This is a genomic window from Georgenia daeguensis, from assembly GCF_039537705.1.
Taxonomy (GTDB): domain Bacteria; phylum Actinomycetota; class Actinomycetes; order Actinomycetales; family Actinomycetaceae; genus Georgenia; species Georgenia daeguensis.
The window spans coordinates 1-24375 of record NZ_BAABBA010000034.1 but is presented as its reverse complement, the minus strand read 5'-3'; the positions used below and the strand labels follow the sequence as shown (position 1 = coordinate 24375).

Annotated in this window: 20 protein-coding genes and 1 pseudogene; 12 read left to right on the top strand and 9 right to left on the bottom strand. The window is 69.9% G+C overall.

Annotated features, from left to right (window positions below; all coding sequences use genetic code 11):
* Positions 1-648 precede the first annotated feature (648 nt).
* The 3 genes from ABD774_RS20055 (at position 649) to ABD774_RS20045 (ending at position 4115) form a co-directional block, all read left to right on the top strand.
* Positions 649-2586, top strand: a complete 1938-nt coding sequence (locus tag ABD774_RS20055; RefSeq protein ID WP_345045196.1) for a heavy metal translocating P-type ATPase — start codon at positions 649-651, stop codon at positions 2584-2586.
* A gap of 95 nt (positions 2587-2681) precedes the next feature.
* Positions 2682-3113 (top strand): cupin domain-containing protein, encoded by a 432-nt coding sequence (locus ABD774_RS20050; RefSeq protein ID WP_154795780.1) that lies wholly within the window; start codon positions 2682-2684, stop codon positions 3111-3113.
* A gap of 87 nt (positions 3114-3200) precedes the next feature.
* Positions 3201-4115 (top strand): NADP-dependent oxidoreductase, encoded by a 915-nt coding sequence (locus ABD774_RS20045; protein WP_345045195.1) that lies wholly within the window; start codon positions 3201-3203, stop codon positions 4113-4115.
* A gap of 240 nt (positions 4116-4355) precedes the next feature.
* Here the strand turns inward: ABD774_RS20045 and ABD774_RS20040 are convergent, their stop codons facing one another.
* From ABD774_RS20040 to ABD774_RS20030, 3 genes are all read right to left on the bottom strand, one after another.
* The gene (locus ABD774_RS20040; RefSeq protein WP_345045194.1) at positions 4356-4871 is read right to left on the bottom strand and encodes a hypothetical protein; all 516 of its coding nucleotides are present in this window, start codon (positions 4869-4871) and stop codon (positions 4356-4358) included.
* Between the two features lie 272 nt (positions 4872-5143).
* Positions 5144-5581, bottom strand: coding sequence for a hypothetical protein (locus ABD774_RS20035; RefSeq protein WP_345045193.1), 438 nt, complete (start codon positions 5579-5581; stop codon positions 5144-5146).
* Between the two features lie 348 nt (positions 5582-5929).
* On the bottom strand, positions 5930-6319 hold the full coding sequence (locus ABD774_RS20030) for a heavy metal-responsive transcriptional regulator (RefSeq protein ID WP_345045191.1): 390 nt from the start codon (positions 6317-6319) through the stop codon (positions 5930-5932).
* Positions 6320-6393: 74 nt separating this feature from the next.
* Between ABD774_RS20030 and merA the strand changes: the two genes are divergently transcribed.
* A complete protein-coding gene (merA, locus tag ABD774_RS20025; protein ID WP_345045190.1) occupies positions 6394-7836 on the top strand; it encodes a mercury(II) reductase in 1443 nt (480 codons plus the stop codon).
* 867 nt (positions 7837-8703) lie between these two features.
* Here the strand turns inward: merA and ABD774_RS20020 are convergent.
* The 3 genes from ABD774_RS20020 to ABD774_RS20010 all read right to left on the bottom strand — a co-directional run bounded on the left by ABD774_RS20020 (position 8704) and on the right by ABD774_RS20010 (position 12433).
* Positions 8704-8958 (bottom strand): DUF4242 domain-containing protein, encoded by a 255-nt coding sequence (locus ABD774_RS20020; RefSeq protein WP_345045188.1) that lies wholly within the window; start codon positions 8956-8958, stop codon positions 8704-8706.
* 572 nt (positions 8959-9530) lie between these two features.
* Positions 9531-11786, bottom strand: coding sequence for a heavy metal translocating P-type ATPase (locus tag ABD774_RS20015; protein WP_345045198.1), 2256 nt, complete (start codon positions 11784-11786; stop codon positions 9531-9533).
* A gap of 359 nt (positions 11787-12145) precedes the next feature.
* The gene (locus tag ABD774_RS20010) at positions 12146-12433 is read right to left on the bottom strand and encodes a YHS domain-containing protein (RefSeq protein ID WP_345045187.1); all 288 of its coding nucleotides are present in this window, start codon (positions 12431-12433) and stop codon (positions 12146-12148) included.
* Positions 12434-12573: 140 nt separating this feature from the next.
* Here ABD774_RS20010 and ABD774_RS20005 point away from each other — a divergent pair, with 140 nt between their 5' ends.
* The 8 genes and pseudogenes from ABD774_RS20005 (at position 12574) to ABD774_RS19970 (ending at position 21153) form a co-directional block, all read left to right on the top strand.
* Positions 12574-13836, top strand: coding sequence for an NAD(P)/FAD-dependent oxidoreductase (locus tag ABD774_RS20005; RefSeq protein ID WP_345045185.1), 1263 nt, complete (start codon positions 12574-12576; stop codon positions 13834-13836).
* Positions 13837-14090: 254 nt separating this feature from the next.
* A complete protein-coding gene (locus ABD774_RS20000) occupies positions 14091-14306 on the top strand; it encodes a heavy-metal-associated domain-containing protein (RefSeq protein ID WP_345045184.1) in 216 nt (71 codons plus the stop codon).
* Positions 14306-15292, top strand: a complete 987-nt coding sequence (locus ABD774_RS19995; RefSeq protein ID WP_345045183.1) for a heavy-metal-associated domain-containing protein — start codon at positions 14306-14308, stop codon at positions 15290-15292. Before ABD774_RS20000 ends, ABD774_RS19995 begins: the two co-directional genes overlap by 1 nt.
* A 79-nt stretch (positions 15293-15371) precedes the next feature.
* Entirely contained in the window at positions 15372-17696 is a 2325-nt protein-coding gene (locus ABD774_RS19990; protein WP_345045181.1) for a heavy metal translocating P-type ATPase, read from the top strand.
* A gap of 34 nt (positions 17697-17730) precedes the next feature.
* The gene (locus ABD774_RS19985; RefSeq protein ID WP_345045180.1) at positions 17731-17988 is read left to right on the top strand and encodes a YHS domain-containing protein; all 258 of its coding nucleotides are present in this window, start codon (positions 17731-17733) and stop codon (positions 17986-17988) included.
* 213 nt (positions 17989-18201) lie between these two features.
* Positions 18202-18540, top strand: a complete 339-nt coding sequence (locus ABD774_RS19980; RefSeq protein WP_345045179.1) for a metal-sensitive transcriptional regulator — start codon at positions 18202-18204, stop codon at positions 18538-18540.
* Positions 18541-18706: 166 nt separating this feature from the next.
* Positions 18707-19616, top strand: a pseudogene (locus ABD774_RS19975) (cation diffusion facilitator family transporter).
* Between the two features lie 766 nt (positions 19617-20382).
* Positions 20383-21153 carry a VIT1/CCC1 transporter family protein gene (locus ABD774_RS19970; protein WP_345045178.1) on the top strand — a complete coding sequence of 257 codons (771 nt, stop codon included), beginning with the start codon at positions 20383-20385 and terminating at the stop codon, positions 21151-21153.
* Positions 21154-21318: 165 nt separating this feature from the next.
* Here the strand turns inward: ABD774_RS19970 and ABD774_RS19965 are convergent, their stop codons facing one another.
* The 3 genes from ABD774_RS19965 to ABD774_RS19955 are packed head-to-tail and all read right to left on the bottom strand — an operon-like array spanning position 21319 to position 24150.
* Positions 21319-22140, bottom strand: a complete 822-nt coding sequence (locus ABD774_RS19965; RefSeq protein WP_345045177.1) for an AAA family ATPase — start codon at positions 22138-22140, stop codon at positions 21319-21321.
* On the bottom strand, positions 22137-23540 hold the full coding sequence (locus tag ABD774_RS19960; protein ID WP_345045175.1) for a Mu transposase C-terminal domain-containing protein: 1404 nt from the start codon (positions 23538-23540) through the stop codon (positions 22137-22139). The genes ABD774_RS19965 and ABD774_RS19960 overlap by 4 nt, the downstream gene beginning before the upstream one ends.
* Positions 23541-23550: 10 nt before the next feature.
* Positions 23551-24150: a recombinase family protein gene (locus ABD774_RS19955; protein WP_345045174.1), complete on the bottom strand. Its 600-nt coding sequence runs from the start codon at positions 24148-24150 to the stop codon at positions 23551-23553.
* Between the last annotated feature and the right edge of the window lie 225 nt (positions 24151-24375).

Below are 24375 nucleotides of genomic sequence, written 5' to 3'. Positions count from 1 at the left end.
CTTCAACGTCTTCAAGCAGTGGCGAGCCCTGGCCACCCGCTACGACAAGCTCGCCCTGACCTACCGCGGCGGCGTCGTCCTGCGCGCCATCACCATCTGGCTCAAGGCATTAAGAGACACGCCCTAGCCCCGGTGGTACCCACCCGGGTGGCCGCGGCCGGCCTGAGTGGATTCTCGGCCGCATTGATGGCCGTGTACCTCAAGACGCCAGGATTCACCCGTGATGACGGAATCCGTCCAGCGCCGGCTGGCATGGGGATCGCTCGGGACGTCTTCATGCTCGGTAGCGGTCTGGGCCTGATGGTGGAGGAACTGGCAACCAGGCGAACCTGACGGGGCCGTCCCGCCATGCGCGTGACACCCGGCCCCACGGGCCCCGCGGACTGGGGTGTGGTCATGGGCGCCCGCGGGCCGAGGCTACGTGGCTCGTCCGCCCGCATTCTGAGCCAGACCAGCTGAGCGTCACCGCCGATCAACTCGGCGGTGACGCTCTTCATTGTGCCAGCAGGCTGGAGCAGCCCCGGCGGCGGTGCACGGACGGGTGTGCGGTTGATTGACGCCGGTCATGGTTGCCCGGTGCCGATCTTCGTAACGTCGTTGTCAGCACCCCGAACTGGGGTTGGACAGCTATAGGAAGGTCGAACAGCTATGAACAAGCTGCAGCAGTGGTGGTACGGCAGGTGGGCGATCCCAGTGGTCTCCGGGGCGCTGATCCTCATCTCCTTCTTCGTGGCCCGCGGCCTCGGTTCCGATGCGTGGAGCAACGCCTTCATGGTGGCCGCCGCCGTGGTCGCGGGTACCCCGATCGTGACCAAGGCAGCCCGGGCGCTCATGGCCCGGGTCATCGGCATCGACCTGCTGGTCTCGGTAGCCGCGATCGGCGCGGTCATCATCGGGGAATACTGGGAGGCCGCCGCGGTGACCTTCCTCTTCGCCATCGGGCACGCCCTGGAGTCCGCAACGCTGAACAAGACCCGCTCGGCACTGGCCGAGCTGGTCGCCGTCGCCCCCGACGTCGCCGTCGTCATGCGCGACGGCGAACAGGTCGAAGTCCCCGCCGCCTCGGTGGCCATGGGCGAGATCGTCCTGGTCAAGAACGGCGCCAAGGTCCCCGTCGACGGCGAGGTCGTCGCCGGCACCGGCGCCCTGGACGAGGCCTCCATCACCGGGGAGTCCATCCCCGTGGAGAAGTCCAAGGGCGACCACGTCTTCGCCGGCACCGTCGCCAAGGGCGGGTTCCTCCAGGTGCTCGCCACCGGCATCGGCGCCGACACCACCCTGGCCCGCATCATCCACCGCGTCGAAGACGCCCAAGACGCCAAGGCCAAGACCGCCCAGTTCATGGACCGGTTCTCCGCCTGGTACACCCCGGCCATCATGGTCCTGGCCCTCGTGGTCGGACTCATCACCGGTGACGTCGTCCTCGGGCTGACCCTGCTGGTCATCGGCTGCCCCGGGGCGCTGGTCATCTCCATCCCCGTCTCCATCGTCGCCGGCATCGGCCGGGCCGCCAAGGACGGCATCCTCATCAAGGGCGGGGAGTACCTGGAGACCTCCGGCAAGATCACCGCCGTCGCCGTGGACAAGACCGGCACCCTGACCAAGGGCCGCCCCCACCTGACCGACGTCGTCGTCCTGGACCCGGCCCTGGACCGCAGTCAGGTGCTGACCTGGGCCGCCCGGGCGGAGGCCGGCTCCGAACACCCCCTCGCCCGTCCCATCCTGGACGCCGCAGCCGCGGAGGGGATGGCCACCCCGGGCCTGCCCGAGGTCACCGAGCCCGTGCCCGGCAAGGGCATCACCGCCACCACCGGCGGACGCCGGGTCCTCATCGGCAACCTGGCCCTGCTCGGGCAGTACGGCATCGCCGACACCGTCGGCGCCGGGCAAGTGGCTGATGAGCTCGCGGCCGCCGGGCGTACCGCGATGATCGTGACGCTCGACGAGACGGTGGCCGGTGTGGTCGCCGTCGCCGATGAGGTGCGCGCCGACGCCGCGGAAATGGTCACCCGCCTGCACGAGGCCGGGGTGAAGAAGGTGGTCATGCTCACCGGCGATGCCCCGCTCGTGGCGAACGCGGTGGGTGAGGCCACTGGCGTCGATGAGGTTCGCGCCGGCCTGCTGCCCGAGGACAAGCTCGACGCGGTCGCGGACCTGCAGCGTCAGGGTCACGTCGTGGCCATGGTCGGTGACGGCGTCAACGACGCCCCCGCTCTGGCCACCGCCAACATCGGCGTCGCGATGGGTGCGGCCGGCTCGGCCGTGGCCGTGGAGACCGCAGACATCGCCCTCATGGGCGACAACCTGCTCAAGCTCCCCGAAGCGATCGGCCTGGCCCGGCGCACCGTGAACAACATGCGCCAGAACATCACCATCGCCCTGATCACCGTGGCCGTGCTGTTGGCCGGAGTGCTGCTCGGCGGAGTGACCATGTCCATCGGGATGCTCGTCCACGAAGCCTCGGTCCTGGTCGTGATCGTCAACGCCATGCGCTTGCTGCGCCGCCACCAGGACACCACCAGCACCACGGCGACACCTTCCGCGCCAGTTACCGCCGCACCGATCCCAGCCTCGGCCCGGTCCTGAACCACCACCTCGGCCAGAACAGCCCATCCGGCGTCCCGCCCAGGGTGGGTGCATCACCGCCGGGTAAGCCCGGCACAACCACAACAGGAGGAATCATGAGTAACGAAGAACACTTCACCATCGAGGGCAACGTCGAGCACTTCACCATCGCGCGGGTCGCCCAGGACAATCCCGACTTCCGCCGGGTGCTGTGGACCGGCCAGCACGCCCAGATCGTCATCATGACGATCCCCGCCGGTGGCGAGATCGGTGAGGAGGTCCACGAGCACACCGACCAGATCCTGACCTTCGTCAGCGGGGCCGGTCAGGCCGACCTCAACGGCCATACCCACCCGATCGAGGCCGGTGACCAGTGCGCCGTCCCCGCCGGCGCCCGGCACAACTTCCGCAACACCGGTGACGAGCCGCTCGTGCTCTACACCATCTACTCCCCGCCCGAGCACGCGGCCGACGGCGCCTACCCCACCAAGGAAGAAGCCGACGCCGCCGAGGCCGCTGGCCAGGACGAACCTCCCACCGCCGCCTGACCGGCCATCCCCGCGCAGCGAACTCAGCGGCTGTTGGCCGCACCTGTCTCACCGGCTTCGAACACACAGCAGAAGGAGAAGAACCCCATGTCCAAGGTGTACGTATTCACCGACTTCGGCGGCCCCGAGACCCAGGCACTCATCGACCGTCCAGCGCCGCAGCCCGGCCCCGGTGAGCTCGCTGTGCGGGTCCGCGCCGCCGGTGTCAACCCCGTCGACTACAAGATCCGCACCGGCCGCTACCGTCGGGACCAGCCGTTGCCGGCCCCCATGGGTCAGGAGGTCTCCGGTGTCGTCACCGCCCTCGGTGAGGGAGTCGAAAGCTTCGCCGTGGGCGACGAGATCCTCGGCCCTGTGGTCCCGGACTACGGCGCCTTCGCCGAGGACACCCTCGTGCGCGCCACCGATGCCGTGGCAAAGCCTGAGGAGATCGCCTTCGCCGACGCGGCCACCATCCCCGTCGCCGGGGCCACCGCCTACGACGGCACCCACCAGATCGAGCTCGAGCCCGGTCAGCAGCTCCTCATCCTCGGGGCCGGCGGCGGTGTCGGACTCATGGCCGCCCAGATCGGCAAGGTCCACCAGTTCACCGTCATCGGCATCGCCTCGCAGGCCAAGCGCGAGATCGTTCAAGCCACCGGAGCAACGTTCGTCCCCTCCGGTGAGAACGTCGCCGACCGGGTGCGCCAGATCGCCCCCGAGGGGGTAGACCTGATCCTGGACCTCGTCGGTGGCGATGCCCTGCGTCAGGTCGCCGGACTCGTCACCGACCCGGCCAGGATCATCTCCGCCGCCGACCCCGACACCGTCACCGAGCTCGGCGGCAGTCCCCTGCAGCGCACCACCGAGGCACTGGAGAAGATCACCGGCGTCATCGAGTACAACCTCGTCGACCCCAACGTCTCGGCCCTCTACCCGCTGGAGGACGCGGGCGAGGCCATTGCTGCGGTCGAGAGCGGCCACGCCACCGGCAAGATCGTCATCCAGCCTCACAACGCCTGACGCGGGTTGACCGGTTGCGTATGTGAAGCACCTGGGCCGGGCCTGGTAGCACCGCGAGTACCTTCGTCATCGGCGTCAGTTGACCCGGCCGCCACACAACTCCGATAGAACCCCGCCATATAACGGCACAAGCCACAGGCTGTCGGCTCAGATTGTGTCACTTAATCCATTACATATTCTATGTCACGTAAAGGGGGCTCGCGTCGAATAAGTGACACGGTCGTGTCGTCCGGGCGACCGTCATAGTTTCGCTGCTTCCCCACCCGGGCCGAGCAGGCCCAACGCCGCGCGGAGGCCGAACGCGAGGAGGCCGACGCTGCCGCCCGGGAGGCCACCCGGCAAAGCGAGGACCTCGCCGCCGAGCTCGAGCAGTTCCGCGCCGACCTTACCGCCGAGCTGGACCAGGCCCGCGCCGACCTCGACGCCGCCACCGAGACCAACACGCGCATCACCGACGAGCTCGCCACGAGGACCGAGCACGAGAGGGACGAGGCCGTCGCGCGGGCCGAGTCGGCCGAGGTCGCCCGGGCTACCGCCGACGAACGTGCCCGCGCCGCCGATCGGCGCGCCGACGGCGAGGCCGAACGCGCGGCGCGCGCCGAGGCCAGCACCGCCGAGGTGCGCGAGCAGCTCGACACCGTGCGCTCCGAGGCCGAGCGGATCCGGGAGACGGTCGCCGAGCTGCGCGGAGCCATCGCCACACTGACTGCCGAGCGCGACGCCGCGCCCGCGGCGACGTCGACCGCGAACGCGCACACGCCGAGAAGCGGGTCACGGACCTCCGCGCGACCTACGACCGCCAGGTCGACCAAGCTCCGCGCCGAGCTCGCCGAGGTCCGCGCGGCACAGGCTCGCCGGAGCAGCAAGCAGCGCAGCACACTGGGGGAGAGGCCGGTAGCCCGACGTCCGCATAGTCATGCGGGGTCGGGTGCCGCAACGGACCACTCATCTGTTCACCGGGGCAACGTCCACGTCGCTGAACCGCTGACCTGCGCCGATGGTGGGCGCCTGCTAACGGCTGGTGGGGCTCAGCCCTTCAGCGGCAGTGGGTGTCGCCATGTGTGCGGCTCGTCATTGAGGTCGGCGGCGCGGTGCCACGTCACCGTGACGACGTCGCTGCCTCCTGTGAAGCTCCGCGTGGTCATGAAGGTGATCGGCGCGCGGGCGTGGATAACGTCGTGCTGCGGCTCCCCTTTGCCTTTGACCCACGGCAGATCTCCGAGGTCTACCTCGACGCCGTACGCGTTCTCGTCGCCATCGTTCAGCAGCTCGTACGTGTCACCCTTTAGCCACGACAGCCGCCACGGCGGGGCATACTTCGCGGCGCGCTCCCGCTCAAGCGCCAGGGCAGCCTCAGCCGCATCCGCGGAGCGCACAGCCGCATCGGCGGAGACCTTCGCCCACCACCCAGCCAGAGCCGCGACGACGACGGCGACGACGGACACCACGAACGCAGCGACGATCATGCCGCGCACGGTATCGGACGGTATTGCTGTACAAGCGAGCAGTCCGACATGACGCCAGGAACTAATAGTTCTATAGGCGCTAAACGGTACGCACTGCCCGCCGGGCCCCGGCCGGCCGTGCACTGCCCCGTGCAGTCCTGCGACCCGCAATCGAGAATCAGCCGCTCACTCGTCACCACGAAGCCGAAGCGTGACCCACAGCCCGCAGCGCCGGGAGATATAGGCGGGCTCGCGCCCCAGAGCGTGGAGAGACTTGCGCGGCCGGAGCCGGCCGCAGCAGGAGCACCGTAGTTCCGGGTCGTCGGCCATCTCCGGATAGTGCCATGTCGCGGATCGGGCGTCGGTAGGTCAGAGGTAGCGGCAGACGTCTCCTGGCGAGCAGGTGGCCGGGTCGGCTCCTGCGGCATCGTCACGCAGCCCGGCGACCGTGGTGCGCAGCTGCTGGAGCTCGACGATCTGCCGGTCGATGTCCTCGAGCCGGCTGGCGAGCAGGTCGGTGACGTGCGTGCACGGTGCCTGGCCGCCGTCCCGGATCTGGAGCACCGCACCGATCTGAGCAAGGGTCAGGCCGGCGGCCCGGCCGCGGCGGATGAAGTCCAGCCGGCCCAGCACTCCGGCGTCGTAGTCGCGGTACCCGCCCGGCGTCCGCTCGGCCGGTCGCAGCAGCCCGACGTCCTCGTAGAACCGCAGGGTCTTGGTCGTCGTCCCGGCCACTTGGGCCACCTCACCGATCCGCATGCTCCTCATTCTCCTACTTGACCTTCCAGCGCACTGGAAGGTCGATCCTGTTCCCAGAGGCGAAGGAGGAACTAATGACGGCCACGAGCAGCACGGGGTACGACCTGGCGGTGATCGGGTCCGGTGGTGGTGCGTTCGCCGCGGCGATCCGCGCCACCGCCCTGGGCAAGCGGGTGGTGATGATCGAGCGCGACACGATCGGCGGGACCTGCGTAAACACCGGGTGCGTGCCGTCCAAAGCTTTGCTTGCGGCCGCCGAGGCCCGGCACGTCGCCCTCGACCCCTCCCGGTTTCCGGGCATCACCGCCACGGCGGGCCCGGCGGACATGCCTGGACTGGTCGCGGGCAAGGACGACCTGGTCCGCTCCCTGCGTCGCGAGAAGTACCTCGACCTCGCCGCCGACTACGGGTGGGACATGCGCCCGGGCGATGCCACCTTCACAGGCACCCCCGGCAACCCCGTTCTCCAGGTCACGTCTCCCGACGGCTCCGTCAAGACACTCCGTGCCGAGCAGTACCTCATCGCCACCGGCTCCGCCCCGTGGGCGCCGGCCGTCGACGGACTAGAGGAGGCCGGCTACCTCACCTCGACGACCGCGATGGAGCTCGACCACCTGCCCGACTCCCTCCTGGTCATCGGCGGCGGCTACGTCGCGCTCGAGCAGGCCCAGCTCTTCGCCCGCCTCGGCACCCGCGTGACCATGCTGGTCCGCTCCCGGCTGGCCTCCCACGAGGAGCCCGAGGCCTCCACGGCCCTCCTCGACGTCCTCACCGACGAGGGCATCCGCGTGATCTGCAGAGCCGTGCCGACCGCGGTGCGCCGCGACGAGGCGACGGGCGAGGTCGTCGTCACCGCAACGGTCGCCGGCGCCACGCAGGAACTGCGGGCCGCCGAGATGCTCGTCGCCGCCGGAAGGCGAGCCGTCACCGAAGGGCTCGGCCTCGACGCAGTTGGGGTGGAGACCGGCGACCTGGGCGAGGTGGTCGTCGACCACCACCTCCGGACCTCCAACCCGCGTATCTGGGCTGCTGGGGACGTCACCGGGCACCGCGAGTTCGTCTACGTGGCCGCCGCCCACGGCGCCCTCATCGTCGCCAACGCCTTCACCGACGCCCATCGCGAGGTCGACTACCGGCACCTGCCCCGGGTTATCTTCACCAGCCCCTCCCTCGCCGCCGTCGGGATGACCGACAGGCAGGCCCGCGCGGCCGGGATCCGGTGCGTGTGTCGCGTCCTGCCCCTGGCGCATGTGCCGCGTGCCATCGTGAACAGGGACACCCGCGGCCTGATCAAGATGGTCGCCGACGCAGACACCGGCCGCATCGTCGGCATCACGGCCCTTGCTCAGGACGCCGGCGACCTCGCCGCAGCCGGCGTCTACATCCTCGAGGCTGGCATGACCGTCGAGCAGATCGCCAACCTCTGGAGCCCGTACCTGACCATGGCCGAAGGCCTCAAGCTCACCGCCCAGTCCTTCAACACCGACGTCTCAAAGCTCTCCTGCTGCGCGGCCTGAGCGCGGCCCACGTTACGGAAGACTCGGATGCCCCGGTTTCGTGGAGTTCGGCCGACTCGACGAGTCACTGACCCGGTCTTGTAGACGTCTCACAAACGGCCCCGGCGTGTTCAAATCCGATCATTACTGGACGCAGGCGCTTCGCAAAGAATGCCGTGGCGACGACGATTTGGCAGCACTGGGCCCGGGACAGCCTCTTAGCCTCGATCCACCGATGGAGTGACTTTGCGTGGCGGGCGCGGGAACGCGGAAGTGCCCTTCTGACCTGGGAAAATGCGACTTGTCTAAGGTCCGCATAACCCGCTCAAGAAGGGCATTGGGGGTGAGGTGGACCAGACCGGTGACGGTGCGCGGGTGAGCTTCGCCGTGTGCGCGCCCAGCGCCGTCGACGCGGCGATGGCTACCCTCGACGACCTCGCGGTGCTCGGAGTGCGGGTCCGTGGCCTCGTCGGCGCGCACGCTGCACCGGCGGAGGCGTCAGCCCACCCTCGACGCTGAGCGCGACCGTGTCCGCGACCAGGCCCCTCAACCGCGATTGATCAGCGGGGTGGAACGACGTCGTGAACTTGGAGTTTCGGCTCGATGAGCTGCGGACCCGCTATTGCGGATCGAGTCCGCGACCAGCCCGCACGTCCGCCTTGTCCGACGGCGACTGGATCGGCTGGTTCCCGTGGGGCGACGTGATCGTCCCGCCGGACCTGATCGTCGGCGTTCCGGAGCAGACAACAGCGTCAGTGCCGACTCCGCCCCACGCTCAGGCGCTCGATCAGTCTCCGACGCGCGACCAGCCCGCCATGACCACCTCCCCTTCGCTGCTCGTGCCAGCTCCAGTTCACCGTGGCATGCGCTCGTCGGTGAAGGAAGCCGTCAGCTGCGCTCCTCCACCGCGTAGATCTCGTTCGGCCCAGCGCCCGCGGTCTCCACATGCACACGAGCCGCCGACTCAGCGTCCGGCGCCTCAACGAGGCAGTGGACAACCTTCGCATCCCGGCTCACCCAGTACCTGAGGAACCTCACCCCGTGCTGGCCCTGCGCGGCAAGGTCCGCCTGGTGCGCCTCGGCGATCTCCTGGTCGTCCGGCATGTCGCCTTCGAACTTATGGGTATCCATGAAGAGCGGCATCGAGTCGCCCCCTTCCGTAGATGCTCGACGCTACTCCCATGGCACCCTCGCTGCGCCGATCTGAGCGCCAGCCGAGGTCGAGCACATGCCAGTTCGAGTGAGACGCAGTCCCCTTCTCTACGAGCACGCTCGTCCCCACGGACTGCTCTTCTTGGCCCTACTCATGTCCCACAGTGGGTGCGCGAGCTCGCTCGCGGGCACCGGCTCGAGCGACATGGCTCGACGCTATTCCGCTCGGGATCTCGTGTAGGAGATCGGAGAGGCCCCCCGTCGCGAGACGTCCCCGAAAGGATGGTTATGCGATACGGGACGCTGGGTGACCGGTAGTAGACTGGACGTTTCATAACTTCCCGCGTACTCGCGCGTGTCACACGACAATCGCCGATCCCTGGAGCCTGGACCAGTTGAATGGGGGTTCGGTGCCGTTGAGCGCTAGGCGCTTGCTACGAAGGAATCGAAACGTGTGGGGGTTGCCTGAACGGCGTGCCCGACGACGAATGCGGCCCGCCCCCTCGAGGCGGTCGCGTGCCGTACCGACCGGCGGCGCTGGGTTGCGCCGCCGGTCGGCGTGATCAGCGGGCGTCGATCAGTTCGGGCTCGCGGCGCCGTTCGGGACCGCTGGGCACCTGCTTGGCGCCGTGGGCGGCCACGACGCTCGCCTCGGGGCTGAGGTCGAGCCGGCGCAGGAGCTGGGCGTTGGCGGCGACGACGATGGTCGAGGCCGACATGAGGATCGCACCGATCTCCATGGGGAGCACGAACCCGACGCCCGCGAGGACACCGGCGGCCAGCGGGACGGCGGCGATGTTGTACCCGGCCGCCCACCACAGGTTCTGCTTCATCTTCCGGTACCCGGCACGCGAGAGCTGGATGACCGAGAGCACCGAGCGGGGGTCGTCGGAGGCGAGGATGACGCCGGCCGACGCGATCGCGACGTCCGTGCCGGCGCCGATGGCGATGCCGACGTCGGCCTGAGCGAGGGCGGGGGCGTCGTTGACGCCGTCGCCGACCATCGCCACGGTGCGTCCCTGCCGCTGCAGCTCGAGAACCTTCTCGCTCTTGTTCTCGGGACGGACGCCGGCGAAGACCTGGTCGATGCCCAGCTCGGCCGCGACGGCCCGAGCGACCGGTTCGGCGTCGCCGGTGATCATCACGACGTGGACGCCGAGCGCGTGCAGGGCGTCGACCGCCTCGCGCGACTCCTGGCGCACCTCGTCCTCCAGGGCCAGCGCTCCGGCCACCTGCCCGTCGACGAGAATGTGCAGGACGATCGCCCCCCGGTCGCCCCACGCCGCCGTCTGCGGCAGCGGGTCCAGGCCGTGCTTCGCGAGCAGGTTCGGGCCGCCGACCGCGACCCTGCGTCCGTCCACGGTGGCGGTGACGCCGACGGCGGTGGAGGCGGAGAAGTCGCTCGCGCGGGGCACGTGGAGTCCGCGTTCCTTGGCGGCGGCGGTGATGGCGCGGGCGAGCGGGTGCTCGCTGTCGGCCTCGGCCGCCGCAGCGAGAACCAGGAGCTCGTCCTGGCCCAGACCCGTGGTCTCGATGTCGTGCAGCGCAGGCTCACCCTTGGTGAGCGTGCCGGTCTTGTCGAACAGGACGGCGTCGACCGTGCGCATGCGCTCCAGCGCCCCACGGTCCTTGACTAGGACCCCGGCGCGGGCGGCACGCTCGGTCGAGATCGACACCACGAGCGGGATCGCGAGCCCGAGCGCGTGGGGGCAGGCGATGACCAGGACGGTGATCGCCCTGACGATCGCGAAGTCGGGGCTGCCGACGACGGACCACACCGCGACCGTGATGATCGCCGCGATCAGCGCGAACCAGAACAGCCAGCCGGCGGCCTTGTCCGCAAGGAGCTGGGCGCGGGTGGTGGAGGACTGAGCCTCGGCGACGAGCCGCTGGATGCCGGCCAGGGCGGTGTCGTCCCCGACGGCGTCGACCTTCACCCGCAGGGCGTTGTCCGTGGCCACGGTGCCGGCCACGACGTGTGCACCGACCGCGCGACGCACGGGGCGGGACTCGCCGGTGATCATCGACTCGTCCACGTCAGCGGCACCGTCGACCACGGTGCCGTCGGCGGGGATGCGGGCGCCCGGGCGGACGATGACGACGTCGCCGAGCTGCAGCTCGGCGGGGGCGACCGTGACGACCTCGTCACCCTGAACCTTCTCCGCCTCGTCGGGCAGAAGCGCGGCGAGGGAGTCCAGCGCGGAGGAGGTCTGGGCGAGGGAACGCATCTCGAGCCAGTGGCCGAGCAGCATGATGACGACCAGGAGGGCGAGCTCCCACCAGAAGTCGAGCTCGTGGGAGAGCACGCCGAGCGTGGCGCCCCACGAGGCGACGAAGGCGACGGTGATCGCCATGCCGATCAGGAGCATCATCCCGGGCTTGCGGGCGCGGACCTCCGAGACGGCGCCGGTGAGGAACGGTCGGCCGCCCCAGGCGTAGATGACCGTGCCCAGGACCGGGGCGACGTACGCCAGGCCCGGGATCTGGGGCAGTGAGTAGCCGAGCAGATCCGCGAACATGCCGCTGAGCAGCACCGTGGGGACCGCGAGGACGAGGTTGATCCAGAACAGGCGGCGGAACATTCCCACGTGGTCGCCATGACCGCCATGTCCGCCGTGACCTGCGTGGTCACCGTGCTCGGCATGGGCCTCGTGGCCACCGTGGGCCTCATGCCCCGCGTGGCCGGCGTGGCGGGTGTCCACCGCGGCCGGCACGGCGTGGCCCTCGTGGGCTATCTGCCCAGCGTCGTGGCCACCGTGACGGTCGTGGGCCATGTCCGCCATGTCGTGGCCGGCGTGGGCGCCGTGTCCCGCGTGCATGTCGTGGCCGGCGTGGCCGTGATCGCTGTGCGCCGCAGCCTCGCCACCGTGGTGAGGTTCCGGGTCGCCGCTGTGGCTGTCGTGGTGGCGGTGTGCTGGGGAGCTCATGAGCGAAGGGTCCTTCCAATCCTGGGCTGCATACCCGCCGGGGGTATCCGGTGCGGCAACGATAGGTCTGCTGCTTCTATTCCGCGCGCCGGCAGGGTTGGTTGCAAGAGGGTGAAGCGCGGCTGGCTGTGCGGCTTCGCGGCGCCGCGGGCGTCGGCGGGGGCGCGGCTGTGCTGGTTGCTGTGGTGGGCGTCCGCCGTGCCGGGCGCCGCTCCATCTCGAGCGGCGCCCGGGGTGGGGGTGTGCCGAGGTCAGGCGACGGCGTACTTCTTGGGGTCGGCGTCAAACATCGGGCCGCAGGCGTCGCAGCACAGGTAGTAGGTCTTGCCCTCGTACTCGCGCACGAGCCCGCTGGCCTCGGCCTCGGCCTTCACCACCATGCTGCCCGGCATCACCGGGCACTCCGCGAGCTCCTCGGCTGGCGCGTCGACAGCGGTGTGGCTGTGGCCGCCGTGAGCGCCGTGCTCGTGGCTGCCGTGGCCGTGGTGCTCATGGCTGCCGTGGTCGTGGTGCTCGTGGCTGCCGTGGTCGTGGGTCATCGCGTGGGCTCCTCGTGTGGTCGGGTTTCTCGGTCGTGACCCGGTGGAGGGTCGCGCGCCGTGGCCGTGTGCGCCATGGCGCTGCTGTGGTGCCGCAGTACCGCTGGTCCCGCGGTGGCACCTATGCGAACATACCCCCCATGGGTATAGATGCGCAAAGGACAAGTGAGGGTCTGGGTGCCAGGCTGGGCTTCGTTGTGGTTGGTGGCGGTGCCGCGGGCACCGGGGCCGTGGGTGCGCTGCGTGCCCAGGGCTACGACGGCGCGATCACCGTGGTCACCGCCGAGCACGGGCCGCCCTACAACCGCACCACGGTGAGCAAGGGACTGCTCAAGGGCCAGTTCGGCGTCGACGCCGTCGTCCTGCCCGAGGCGGCAACGCCCGGTGTCGCCTGGCGGGAGGCCGACCCGGCGATCTCGCTCGACCCCGTTGCGCGCCGGCTGACCCTGACCGGAGGCGCCGAGCTGGGCTGGGACGCCCTCATCATCGCTACCGGCGCTGCCCCCCGTACGTGGGCCGGGCCGGCGGGCCCGGCCGCGCGCGAGCGCATCTTGACGCTGCACACCGCCGCCGACGCCCGTCACCTGCGCGCCCTCGCGGGTCTGACGGGATCACTCGCGCGGCGGGTGGCAGTGCTGGGCGGCGGCGTCATCGCCCTGGAGGTCGCCGGCGTCCTGCACGCCGCCGGCGCCGAGGTCACCGTGGTGAGCCGGACGGAAGCCTCGATGAGCCGTCACCTGGGGCCGGCCGTGGGCGCGTGGGTCGCCGAGCGGCACCGCCGCCACGTCCGCTACGTCACGGGCGCCACCCTCGCCGGGGCCACGTCGACGGACGGGGGCCTGCGGCTGGAGCTGACGGACGGGCAGGTGCTCGACGTCGACGTCGCCGTCCTCGCGCACGGTACGGAGCCCGCGGTGGCGTGGCTGGCAGGCAGCGGCCTGCCCGCCACCGGCGGCATCGCCGTCGACGACCGGTTCCGGGTGCGCCACACGGCCGGTGTATACGCCGCCGGCGACGCCGCCCGGACCCTGGGCCCGGACGGCCGGCGCGGGCCGGGCGGGCATTGGACGCTCGCCCTCGAGCAGGGCAGGCACGCCGCCCGGACCGCCCTGTTCGACCTGGGCGTGACGGCCGCGGAGCCAGATCCGTTCGACGCCCAGCCGACGTTCACTACCGACGCGTACGGCACCCGCCTGACCGTCATCGGAGACCCGGGCGCCGTGACGACCGAGACGGTGCTCGACGGCGACCCGGCCTCCGACGCCTTCACCGTCGCCGGGCTGGACGCCGGCGGAGCCGTCGTCAGCGCTGTCGGCGTCGGCCCGGCGCTTGCCGCGCTGCGCCTGAAAGAGACCATCCGCCTGCGCGAGCGGCTCGCGATGGCGGCGGAGCAAGGTTCCTGAAGCGCTCGGTTCCCGGGGGTGACCCACCAGCCTGGCTCCTTGCGGTGCGAGGCTCCGCGCGTTCGATCGGTCGAGTCCCGTGTCCCCGGGACAGGCCGGGAGTCCCGCAGTCTCCCGTCTGCCCCGAGCGGTGACCGACCCTGCAGGCCGTCCGGGCACGCCCTGGCCCCCGGTTGACGAACATACCCACCCGGGGTATACAGTCCAGCAAGAGATACCCCCTCTGGGTATCGGAAGAGATGGAAGGGACACCGATGAACCAGATCGACCTCGAGTACCAGGTGACCGGCATGACGTGCGGGCACTGCGAGATGTCCGTCCGCGAGGAGGTCGGCCAGGTCCCCGGCGTGGAGCAGATCGACGTCAGCGCCCAGACCGGCAGGCTCGTCGTCACCGCTAGCCAGCCCGTCGACGACGCCGCCGTGCTGGCCGCCGTCGACGAGGCCGGGTACACGGCGGTGCGCGTCTGATGAAGGCGGGAAGTCGGATCGGCCTGTACGCGGCCGGCCTGGCGGTGGTGTTCGCCGCCTCTGCCGCGACCGCGGGGGCGGTCGTGCCCGAGGAATCGGTGGCGGCCTGGACGAACTCTGTGGAGGACAGCGCGATGGAGCACGGCGCGACGGCGCACGACGAGCACCCCACGGCGACCGGTGCCGGGGCGGTGCGGGGCCTCTCGCTCGAGCAGGACGGGTACCTGCTGGGCGAGGTAGCCGCGCCCGCCGCGGCCGGTTCCGCCGGGGAGTTCTCGTTCCGCATCATCGGCCCGGACGGCGAGCCGCTCACCGACTACGCGGTCTCGCACGACAAGGCGCTTCACCTGATCGTGGTGCGCTCCGACGGTTCACAGTTCCGTCACGAGCACCCCACGATGGGCGCCGACGGGGTGTGGTCGCTGCCGTGGACCTGGGACGCGGCCGGCACGTACCGGGTCTTCGCGGACTTCGTGCCCGCCGACACCTCCGAGGGGCAGGACGTGACCCTGACGCGCACGGTCGAGGTGGCCGGGGACTACGACCCGGTACCGGCGGCCGAGACGTCACTGACCTCCACGGTGGACGGCTTCGACGTCACCCTCAGCGGTGACCTCCGGGCTGGGTCCACCTCGGAGCTGGCTGTGGACGTCAGCCGCGACGGGGAACCGGTGACGACCCTTGAGCCGTACCTCGGCGCGTTCGGGCACCTGGTCGCGCTGCGTGAGGGGGACCTGGCCTACCTGCACGTCCACCCCGAGGGCGACGAGCCCAGATCGGGGGAGGTGTCGGGTCCCACCGTGACGTTCATGACTGAGGCCCCCACCCCGGGCCGCTACCTGCTCTACCTGGACTTCCAGGTCGACGGCCAGGTCCACACCGCCACCTTCACGGTCGACACGACCGAACCGGCCAGCACGTCAGAACCGGTCAGCGCGACCGACACGGCAACCGACGGCCACGGCAACGAGGATCACGGCCACTGATCCTCTCCCGGGGCGCGATCACCCCCGGCCGCATACGGAAAAACAGGCGCACCCACAACCGCGAGAAAGAAGTTAACGAATGTCTGCATCCTCGGCCCAGCCGCAGGCGCTGGGCACGGCTATCGAGCTGGAGATCGGCGGGATGACCTGCGCCTCGTGTGCGATGCGGGTCGAGAAGAAGCTGAACAAGCTCGACGGCGTCACCGCCACGGTGAACTACGCCACCGAGAAGGCCAAGGTCAGCGTCCCGGACGGGATCGACGCGGCGACTTTGATCGCCGAGGTCGAGAAGACCGGCTACACCGCGGCCCTGCCCCGGGTCGAGAAGACCGACGCCGGCGAGCAGGACGAGGGCGAGAAGCCGGACGCGGAGCTGACCTCGCTGCGCCACCGGCTGATCGGCTCCGTGGTCCTCTCCGTCCCGGTCATCGCGATGGCGATGATCCCGGCGCTGCAGTTCACCTACTGGCAGTGGGCGTCGCTGGCCCTGGCCGCCCCGGTGATCGTGTGGGCGGGCTGGCCGTTCCACAAGGCGGCATGGACGAACCTGCGCCACGGCGCGGCCACGATGGACACCCTGATCTCGATGGGCACGACCGCGGCGTTCCTGTGGTCGCTGTACGCGCTGTTCCTCGGCACCGCCGGGGTGCCGGGGATGACGCACGCCTTCGAGCTGTCCGTCGAACCGTCCGACGGCGCCGCGAACATCTACCTCGAGGTCGCCGCCGGGGTGACGATGTTCATCCTCGCGGGCCGCTACTTCGAGAAGCGGTCCAAGCGGCAGGCCGGGGCGGCGCTGCGCGCCCTGCTCGAGCTGGGCGTGAAGGACGTCGCCGTGCTCCGCGGTGGTGTCGAGACCCGCATCCCGATCTCCGAGATGGCCGTGGGCGATGAGTTCGTGGTGCGCCCGGGCGAGAAGATCGCCACCGACGGGGTCATCGTCACCGGCACCTCCGCCGTGGACGCCTCGATGCTCACCGGCGAGTCCGTGCCGGTCGAGGTCACCGAGGGCGACCCCGTCACCGGCGCCACCGTCAACGCCGGCGGCCGCCTCGTGGTGCGGGCCACCCGCGTCGGTGCGGACACCCAGCTGGCGCAGATGGCCAAGATGGTCGAGGACGCCCAGTCCGGCAAGGCCGAGATCCAGCGCCTCGCCGACCGTGTCTCCGGCATCTTCGTGCCGGTCGCGATCGCGATCGCCGTCGGCGCCCTGGGGGCGTGGATCGGTGCCGGGTTCCCCCTCGAGGCAGCCTTCACCGCCGCCGTGGCGGTGCTGATCATCGCCTGCCCCTGCGCGCTCGGGCTGGCCACCCCCACCGCATTGCTCGTGGGCACCGGCCGCGGCGCCCAGATGGGCATCCTCATCAAGGGCCCCGAGGTCCTGGAGTCCACCCGCAAGGTCGACACCGTGGTGCTGGACAAGACCGGCACCGTGACCACCGGGAGGATGACGCTGACCGACGTCATCACCGGCACCGGCGTCGACCGCGCCGAGCTGCTACGCCTGGCCGGCGCGCTGGAGGACGCCTCCGAGCACCCCATCGCCCGCGCCATCGCCAAGGCCGCCGCTGACGAGGTCGGCATCCTGCCGACCCCGGAGGACTTCGCCAACGTCGAGGGCAAGGGCGTCCAGGGCATCGTCGACGGGCACGCCGTCCTCGTCGGCCGCGAGACCCTCCTCGCCGACTGGTCCCAGCACCTCACCGCCGACCTGGCCCGGGCCAAGGCCGACGCCGAGGCGCAGGGCAAGACCGCCGTCGCGGTCGGCTGGGACGGCCAGGCCCGCGGCGTGCTGGTGGTGGCCGACGCCGTCAAGCCCACCAGTGCCCAGGCGATCCGTCAGCTCAAGGACCTCGGGCTGACCCCGGTGCTGCTCACCGGCGACAACCAGATCGTCGCCGAGCAGATCGCGGCCGAGGTGGGCATTGAGCGGGTCATCGCCGAGGTCATGCCCAAGGACAAGATGAACGTGATTTCCCGGCTGCAGGCCGAGGGCAAGGTCGTCGCGATGGTCGGCGACGGCGTCAATGACGCCGCGGCCCTGGCCCAGGCCGACCTCGGCCTGGCGATGGGGACCGGCACCGACGTTGCGATCGAGGCCGCGGACATCACCCTCGTCCGCGGTGACCTGCGCAGCGCCGCCGATGCCATCCGTCTGTCCCGCAGGACCCTGGGCACCATCAAGACGAACCTGTTCTGGGCGTTCGCCTACAACACCGCGGCGATCCCGCTGGCCGCCCTGGGTCTGCTCAACCCGATGCTCGCCGGCGCGGCGATGGCGTTCTCCAGCGTCTTCGTCGTCGGCAACAGCCTCCGCCTGCGCTCCTTCAAGAGCCAGGCGCAGGATCCCGCGCCGTCCCCCGCTGCGCCGCGCACCCGCGCGCCGCAGCCGGCCGGAGTCTGACCCACCCCAGCACCGAGAAAGAAGCGGAACCCCCATGGCCCACGACCACGCCACCTCTAGCTGCTGCCGCGCCCCCGCGCCCGCCGGCCACACCGATCTCCTCGCCACCGCCGCCCCTGGCGGCGATGACGTCGCCGAGTGCCCCGTGATGCCCGGCAGCACGGTTATCAAGGCGCACGCCGAGGCCGCCGGCCTCTTCCGCGACCACAAGGGCCAGCGGTACTGGTTCTGCTGCGCCGGCTGCGGCCCGCGCTTCGACGCCGACCCCGCCAAGTACGCCGTCACCGCCTGAAAACCCCCGGGCCGGTACCGGTGATACCGCGCAAGTCCTGGCGCAGCATCACCGGTGCCCGCCCATCCCCAACCCAGCGGGCACCCACTGCCACGCCGGTTGGTGCGATCCTGAGGACCAGCCCCACGGTCACCGTCGCGCTCGACGTGCGGCACCGGCAGCCCACTTACGCACAACGCCTAGCATCCGCACAGCAAGACAGGAAGTACGACCATGACCAGCACGCTCGAACCCCACGCCTCCGAGACCCCGGGAATCGACCACGGCACCACGCACGGCTACATCACTGACAAGGCCCGCTACCTCGCCCGGCTCAAGCGGATCGAGGGGCAGGCCCGCGGCATCCACCGGATGGTCGACGAAGAGCAGTACTGCATCGACATCCTCACCCAGATCAGCGCCCTCACCAGCGCGCTGCAGGGCGTGGCTCTCGGTCTGCTCGACGACCACCTCAAGCACTGCGTCGTCGACGCGGCCAAGGTCGGCGGCGACACCGCAGACGCCAAGATCAAGGAAGCCTCCGACGCCATCGCCCGCATGGTGCGCTCCTAACCGACGATGCCGCGCCCGGTACACCTCGAGCACGCCTCGCGAGGCTTCAGCCGGGCGGAAGAACACACCGCTAGCCGCGCACGGACCGTGCGTACGCCTTCTACGCCGCCGTGAGGCTCCGTCCGGCTGAACCCCGATAGAAGAACCAAGCAAGAGGAGAGCGCCCGTGAGCGGCGCACACCACCACGACCACCACCACGGCCCCGCAGACCCACCGTTGGCGGCTGGCCGTCGCCTTCGGTATCGCCGCCGCGATCCTGGTGGCGGAGGTCATCGGCGCGCTGATCACCGGTAGCCTCGGGCTGCTCGTGGATGCCGGCCGCCATGCTCACCGACGCCGGCGGACTGCTCATGGCACTCATCGCGGCGTCGCTGACGCTGTGCCCCGGCACCGCCCGGCGAACCTGGGGCTGGCGCCGCGCCCGAGGTCCTTGCCGCCGGCGTCCAAGCCACAATCCTGCTTGGCGTAGGGGGCTACGCCTTCCTCGAGGGCGTGTAGCGCTTGTCTACCCCCGGCCGAGGTCTCCTCCTCCGGGCTGCTCGCCTTCGGCGTCATCGGCCTGAGCGGCAACGTCGTCGCAATGACAGTGCTCAGCACTGGCCTTGGGCGCCAACCTCAACATGCGGGCGGCGTTCCTCGAGGTGGTCAACGACGCCCTCGGCTCGATCGCGGTCATCGTCAGCGCCGTCGTCATCGCCGCGACGGGATGGACGCGGGCCGACGCACTGGCCGGCACGCTCATCGCCGTCCTGATCGTGCCCCGCGCGCTCACCATCCTGCGCGAAGCCGGCAACGTCCTGCTCGAGGCTACCTCCACCGGCCTGGATCTCGCCCAGGTCCGCCAGCACGTCCTGGAAGTGCCCCACGTCCGCAGTGTGCACGACCTGCACGCTTCTCAGATCGCCACCGGCCTGCCGGTCCTCACCGCCCACATGGTCCTGACGACTCCTGTTTCACCGACGGCCACGCCCCGCGCATGCTCGACCAGCTCCAGGCCTGCGCCGCCGAGCACTTCGACGTCAACGTCGAGCACTCGACCTTCCAGCTCGGGCTGGCCGCCCACAATCGGCACTAACCGGCAATGCACCACTGACCGGCGGGCACCTCGAGCGGTTCGGCCAGCGCGCTTAACTCGCAGTCGAATGGTCCCGCACCGGATTACGTGCGGAACAGCGCGAGAGCACGTGAGGAACGGCCGGGCAGAAGGTGAATCGTCCAGGCGATCGTCTCGGCCCCCGGCGGTCACTTCAGGTGCTGCATGTCGACGCGCAGAGCCGGCGTCGACACCGCTGACCGAAGATCATAAGCAGCATCTCCCTATTTGTCCGTTCTTGAGCGCCGAGCCGAGAGAATGCACAGGAACGGCGACCGGCCGAGGGAGTTGTGTGAGGCAAGAAAGTGCGCGAAAGGACCACTCAAAAGCTGCGGTTCGGAACGGCTGGCCGCGACATCTACAACAACGAACAGCCCCCCGACGTAATTGCACGGAGACTGCTTCGACGATGAGTTCTCTGCGGGCGGCAGCAGCCCTGTCCGCGTGATCGAGGGCGCTGGCCATTTTGCGACCGTTGCACAGCTGCGGAGCGCGTGAAGCGGTCCCCGAGCCCTGGCCGGCGACGGTGCCAAGACGTGCTCTCCGCGTCTCAGTGTTGCGTGGGAATGGGCTCTCCGTTAGGCGTTTGGAAACCGTACCGAGGTTATGCTTCCCTTAGTTGCGAGCCTCGTGCTTGGAAAGCGCACACGAAGGTCATCCTTACCTTAGTTGCGAGCCTCACAAAGGCTTGCCTTTCCTTCCTTGTGGACAGGATTGTTCGGCGTATAACGTGCCAAGCATGAATGATTTGCAGACACTCAGAAAGCGGTCGGCCGCGGTATCGCCTGGCTCCACCGTTTCTCCCGACTCCGACAGCCGGAAGAACCAGCGACGGCAGGTTGGTCCCGAGCAGAAGCTCAACGCCCTGCGTGCCGGCGTGCTCGGCGCCAACGACGGCATCGTCTCGACGGCGGCCGTCGTCGTGGGCGTGGCCGGGGCGACCACCGCCACGGGACCGATCGCCATGGCCGGCATCGCGGCGGCGATCGGCGGCGCCGTCTCCATGGCCCTGGGCGAGTACGTCTCGGTCAGCAGCCAACGCGACAGCGAAAACCACACCATCGAGGAGACGCGGCACGCTCTGGACGCCGACCCAGACGCGGAGCTCCAGGCCCTGGCCGGGCTGTACCAGCAGCGTGGGATCTCGCCGGAGACGTCCCGGAAGGTGGCCGAGCAACTTTCCGCGCGCGACGCCCTGGACGCCCACCTGCGGGAGCGCCACAACATCGACGCCACCGACGTCGCCAGCCCCTGGCACGCCGCGCTGGCCTCGTTCGGCTCTTTCGCCGTCGGCGCGCTGCTGCCGTTGCTAGCGATCCTGCTGCCAGGGCAGGAGCTGCGCGTGCCAGTCACGTTCGTCGCGACTCTGGTCGGGCTTGCGCTGACCGGTGCCGTGGCGGCCGGTATCGGCGGGGGCTCGCGACTACGTGCCGCGGCACGGGTGGTAATCGGCGGCGCGCTCGCCCTGGTGGCCACCTACCTCATCGGCTTCCTGCTAGGGGCAGCCGGCATCGTCTGAGCCTGATCCCGCCGCAAACGGCACGTCGCGCGGCCAGGCGCATGCACCGCCGTCAGTTCACGACGGTTCAGAAACGATCGTTTATGAGACAGCCGCAAACTGACGCGGGACTGTGGCCTTCGCCGGTAAATGGCGGCGCTTGGTGGCCGATCGGTGGCGGGCGTCTCAGGTGGGACCGATGACGAGGGTGCTCGCGGCGGCCTCGACGACGTCGTTTGTGATGGTCTGCAGCTCGTTGATCTTCAGCACGCGTTCGATCTGGGGGAAGAGTCGCTCCAGCAGGCGGAAGTTGCCGCGGGTGATGCGGCTGATGGCGGCGATGGTCTGGGCGTCGGTGAAGTCGTCGTCGGGGTTGAGGGTCCTGCCGAGGGTGCGCCAGTGGCGTTGCAGGACGAAGAGCAGCTCGTCGTTGCTCAGGGGTCGGTACTGATGGGCGAACCCGACGCGGCTGTAGAACTGGGGGTAGTGGCTGAACTGCTTCTCCAGCCCGGGCATGCCGATGAGGATCAAGGCGATCTGGTCGCGGTCGTACCGGTCCCGTAGAAGCTCCAGCGCGGTGCGGCTGAGCCGTTCGGACTCGTCGACGATGACGAGCTGGACGTAGTTGGTAAGGCGATGGGCGCCCCACCGGTCCACGGGGATGCGGCCGGAGACCTCGACGTGCTGCTGGATGCAGATGCTGGTGCGGGTGATGATCTGGTCCAGGTCTTCACGCAGCAGCCGCGGGGTGGTCAGGACGCCAGGGGTGTACAGGGCGGTCCGGTTGCTGGCCAGGGCGGCGTAGACCTTGGCGTCCTCGTCGCTGCGAGGACCCCAGTCGGTGAGCAATTCGTGGGCTTGGTCCCAGTGGGCGTAGCGGCGGGCGGAGACGGTCTTGCCGACCCCGGCCGGTCCGAAGCACAGCCCGATGGTGCGACCGCGGCGGACGGAGTCGGCGAACTCGGTGAACCTGCGGTGTTCCTTGGTGACGATGAAGCGTTCGCTCACCTGAGGTCCTCCTTGTAGACCTTGAGCTTCGCCCGGCTCGGTGTCCGCGGCGGGAGCGGCCTGGCAGGCGCTTCCTTGGTGTGGGCGGCGACCACGGCAATTCGCTCGTTGATGCCCAGCCGCAGCTCCCGTCGGCGCGCATTGCGGGCCGCCTGCACCTCCTTCAGGCTGATCTGCTGCCCGTGGTGGTCCTGGTCGATGGCGGTGCAGATGAACTCGTCGTGGTCGAAGACCCGAATCTCGGTGATATCTCTGGGGTCGTACCGGATGACCACAGGGCGTCCAACGAAGCCGGCCAGAGTCGGGGAGACGTAACGCAGGCCTTGGAAGTGGATGCCGTCGCGACGCACCATCCTGGATCGCGCCACCGTCAGCAGCAGTCCATCCAGCGCCTGGAGGCTGTCGGGGGTGCGCGGGAGCCACCGGTCGGCGATCCACGCCGACCGCGGCGAGATCCCGAGCTCGCTGTGGATGCGGTCGTTGTAGTCCAGGACGAACACCCCGACGACGGCGTCGAGGTCGGCCAGGCCCAAGGCCGGCACGGGCCAGCGCTCCGCATCCCTGCGGAGGTGTCCCGGCAGGGCGGTGAGCAACTCGGTGTTCACGGTTCCGAAGAAGCGTTCAACCTTGCCCCGTCCTTGTGGTCGGGCGACGGCGGAGTGGATCAGGCGGATGCGCAGCTCGACGGCGGTACGGGCCAGGTGGTCGCTGGTGAAGTCCGAGCCGTGGTCGACGTAGAGCACCTCGGGGATACCGCACATCGGCCACCGCGGGTCGGTCTTGTGCCAGATCGCCTGCCGCAATGCCAGGGCGGTGTGCATCGTCGACGGCGCACCGAAGAAGACCGTGTATCCGCAGATCGCGCGGGAGCAGTCGTCCATCACGACGGTCAGCCACGGCCGGGCCGGCTTGCCGTCGGCGCCGACCAGCACGATGTCCAGCAAGGTGTGGTCGGCCTGCCACATCGCGTTCGGTCGCTCCGCCGTGCGCCGCAACGCCAGCTCGTACTTGTCCCGGTAGGAGCCCGGCCCTTCAAGCGCGAGGGTGACCATGCCGGGGTCCAGGGCGCCGATGATCGACCGGACGACTCCGTAGGAGGGGACCGGCCACCCGGTGCCCGCGCAGACCTTCACCACCGTCCGATGGATCGCGGCGATCGGTGGGCGGGGCCGGGTCAGACCGAGCCCTTCGATCAGAGTGATGAGCTCCGCCGGCAGCTGATGGCCTCCCGCGTCCGCCCGCGGTTGTCGGCCAAGGGCCTGGAGGCCGCCTACGCGGTAGCGGGCATGCCAGCGTTCCAGCGTGCGCACTCCCAGGCCGTGGTGACGGGCCAGCGCGGCGAGCGGGACTTGGTCCTGGACATGCAGCCGCAGAATCTGCCACCGCCCGTCCGCGTCCACGACCCGCCGCCTACACGGTGCTCGTGGTTCGTCGCGGCGAGCCCGTCGCGGCAGGTGCGCGGTTCAAGGCCCGGTAGATCGTGGTGCGAGAAACCCCGAGCACCTCACCGATCTGGGCGACAGTCATGTCCTTCTGCTCATACATCCGCCGGGCCGCCCGGACCTGGTCCGCGGACAGCGATGACGGCCGCCCACCGGTGCGGCCCCGTGCGCGGGCGGCCGCGAGGCCGGCGTTGGTGCGCTCCCGGATCAGGTCGCGTTCGAACTCGGCCAGCGCCGCGAAGACGTGGAAGACCAGCCGTCCCCCCGGGGAGGTCGTGTCGATCGTCTCCTGCAGAGATCGGAACCCCACGCCGCGGTCGGCCAGGACCTGCAGCTGGTCGATCAGGTGCCGGATCGACCTGCCGAGCCGGTCCAGGCGCCACACCACCAGTGTGTCTCCCGGACGCAACTGGTCCACCAGCTTGTCCAGCTCGGGCCGGTGCTGCAGCGAGCCTGATCCGGTGTCGACGAAGACCCGGTAGCACCCGGCCGCCGTCAGCGCGTCGATCTGCAACGACGCGTCCTGGTCGGTCGTTGACACGCGCGCGTACCCGAGGAGGTATCCCACCGGTCGACCGTAGCGAAACCCGTCCGGCGTGGGAAGTATCGCGCCGTAGATTCCGGCACGCAGTTCCGTGACACAGAGAGCCTCGCCACGACCCCCGCTGTCAATCTCCGAAGTCGGCTGCACGGGTGTTCCGAAGTCGTCTTCACTCAACGCTTAGCCCGCGCGAGCGTTCCGCAACAGGGGTTCGATTGCTCCAAAACACCCAGCGTGGGAGTTGCTGCCAGC

Coding starts and splice junctions, on each gene's coding strand:
- ABD774_RS20055 (WP_345045196.1), top strand. CDS start 649: ATGAACAAGCTGCAGCAGTGGTGGTACGGCAGGTGGGCGATCCCAGTG.
- ABD774_RS20050 (WP_154795780.1), top strand. CDS start 2,682: ATGAGTAACGAAGAACACTTCACCATCGAGGGCAACGTCGAGCACTTC.
- ABD774_RS20045 (WP_345045195.1), top strand. CDS start 3,201: ATGTCCAAGGTGTACGTATTCACCGACTTCGGCGGCCCCGAGACCCAG.
- ABD774_RS20035 (WP_345045193.1), bottom strand. CDS start 5,581: ATGATCGTCGCTGCGTTCGTGGTGTCCGTCGTCGCCGTCGTCGTCGCG.
- ABD774_RS20030 (WP_345045191.1), bottom strand. CDS start 6,319: ATGCGGATCGGTGAGGTGGCCCAAGTGGCCGGGACGACGACCAAGACC.
- merA (WP_345045190.1), top strand. CDS start 6,394: ATGACGGCCACGAGCAGCACGGGGTACGACCTGGCGGTGATCGGGTCC.
- ABD774_RS20020 (WP_345045188.1), bottom strand. CDS start 8,958: ATGCCGCTCTTCATGGATACCCATAAGTTCGAAGGCGACATGCCGGAC.
- ABD774_RS20015 (WP_345045198.1), bottom strand. CDS start 11,786: ATGCACGCGGGACACGGCGCCCACGCCGGCCACGACATGGCGGACATG.
- ABD774_RS20010 (WP_345045187.1), bottom strand. CDS start 12,433: ATGACCCACGACCACGGCAGCCACGAGCACCACGACCACGGCAGCCAT.
- ABD774_RS20005 (WP_345045185.1), top strand. CDS start 12,574: ATGGGTATAGATGCGCAAAGGACAAGTGAGGGTCTGGGTGCCAGGCTG.
- ABD774_RS20000 (WP_345045184.1), top strand. CDS start 14,091: ATGAACCAGATCGACCTCGAGTACCAGGTGACCGGCATGACGTGCGGG.
- ABD774_RS19995 (WP_345045183.1), top strand. CDS start 14,306: ATGAAGGCGGGAAGTCGGATCGGCCTGTACGCGGCCGGCCTGGCGGTG.
- ABD774_RS19990 (WP_345045181.1), top strand. CDS start 15,372: ATGTCTGCATCCTCGGCCCAGCCGCAGGCGCTGGGCACGGCTATCGAG.
- ABD774_RS19985 (WP_345045180.1), top strand. CDS start 17,731: ATGGCCCACGACCACGCCACCTCTAGCTGCTGCCGCGCCCCCGCGCCC.
- ABD774_RS19980 (WP_345045179.1), top strand. CDS start 18,202: ATGACCAGCACGCTCGAACCCCACGCCTCCGAGACCCCGGGAATCGAC.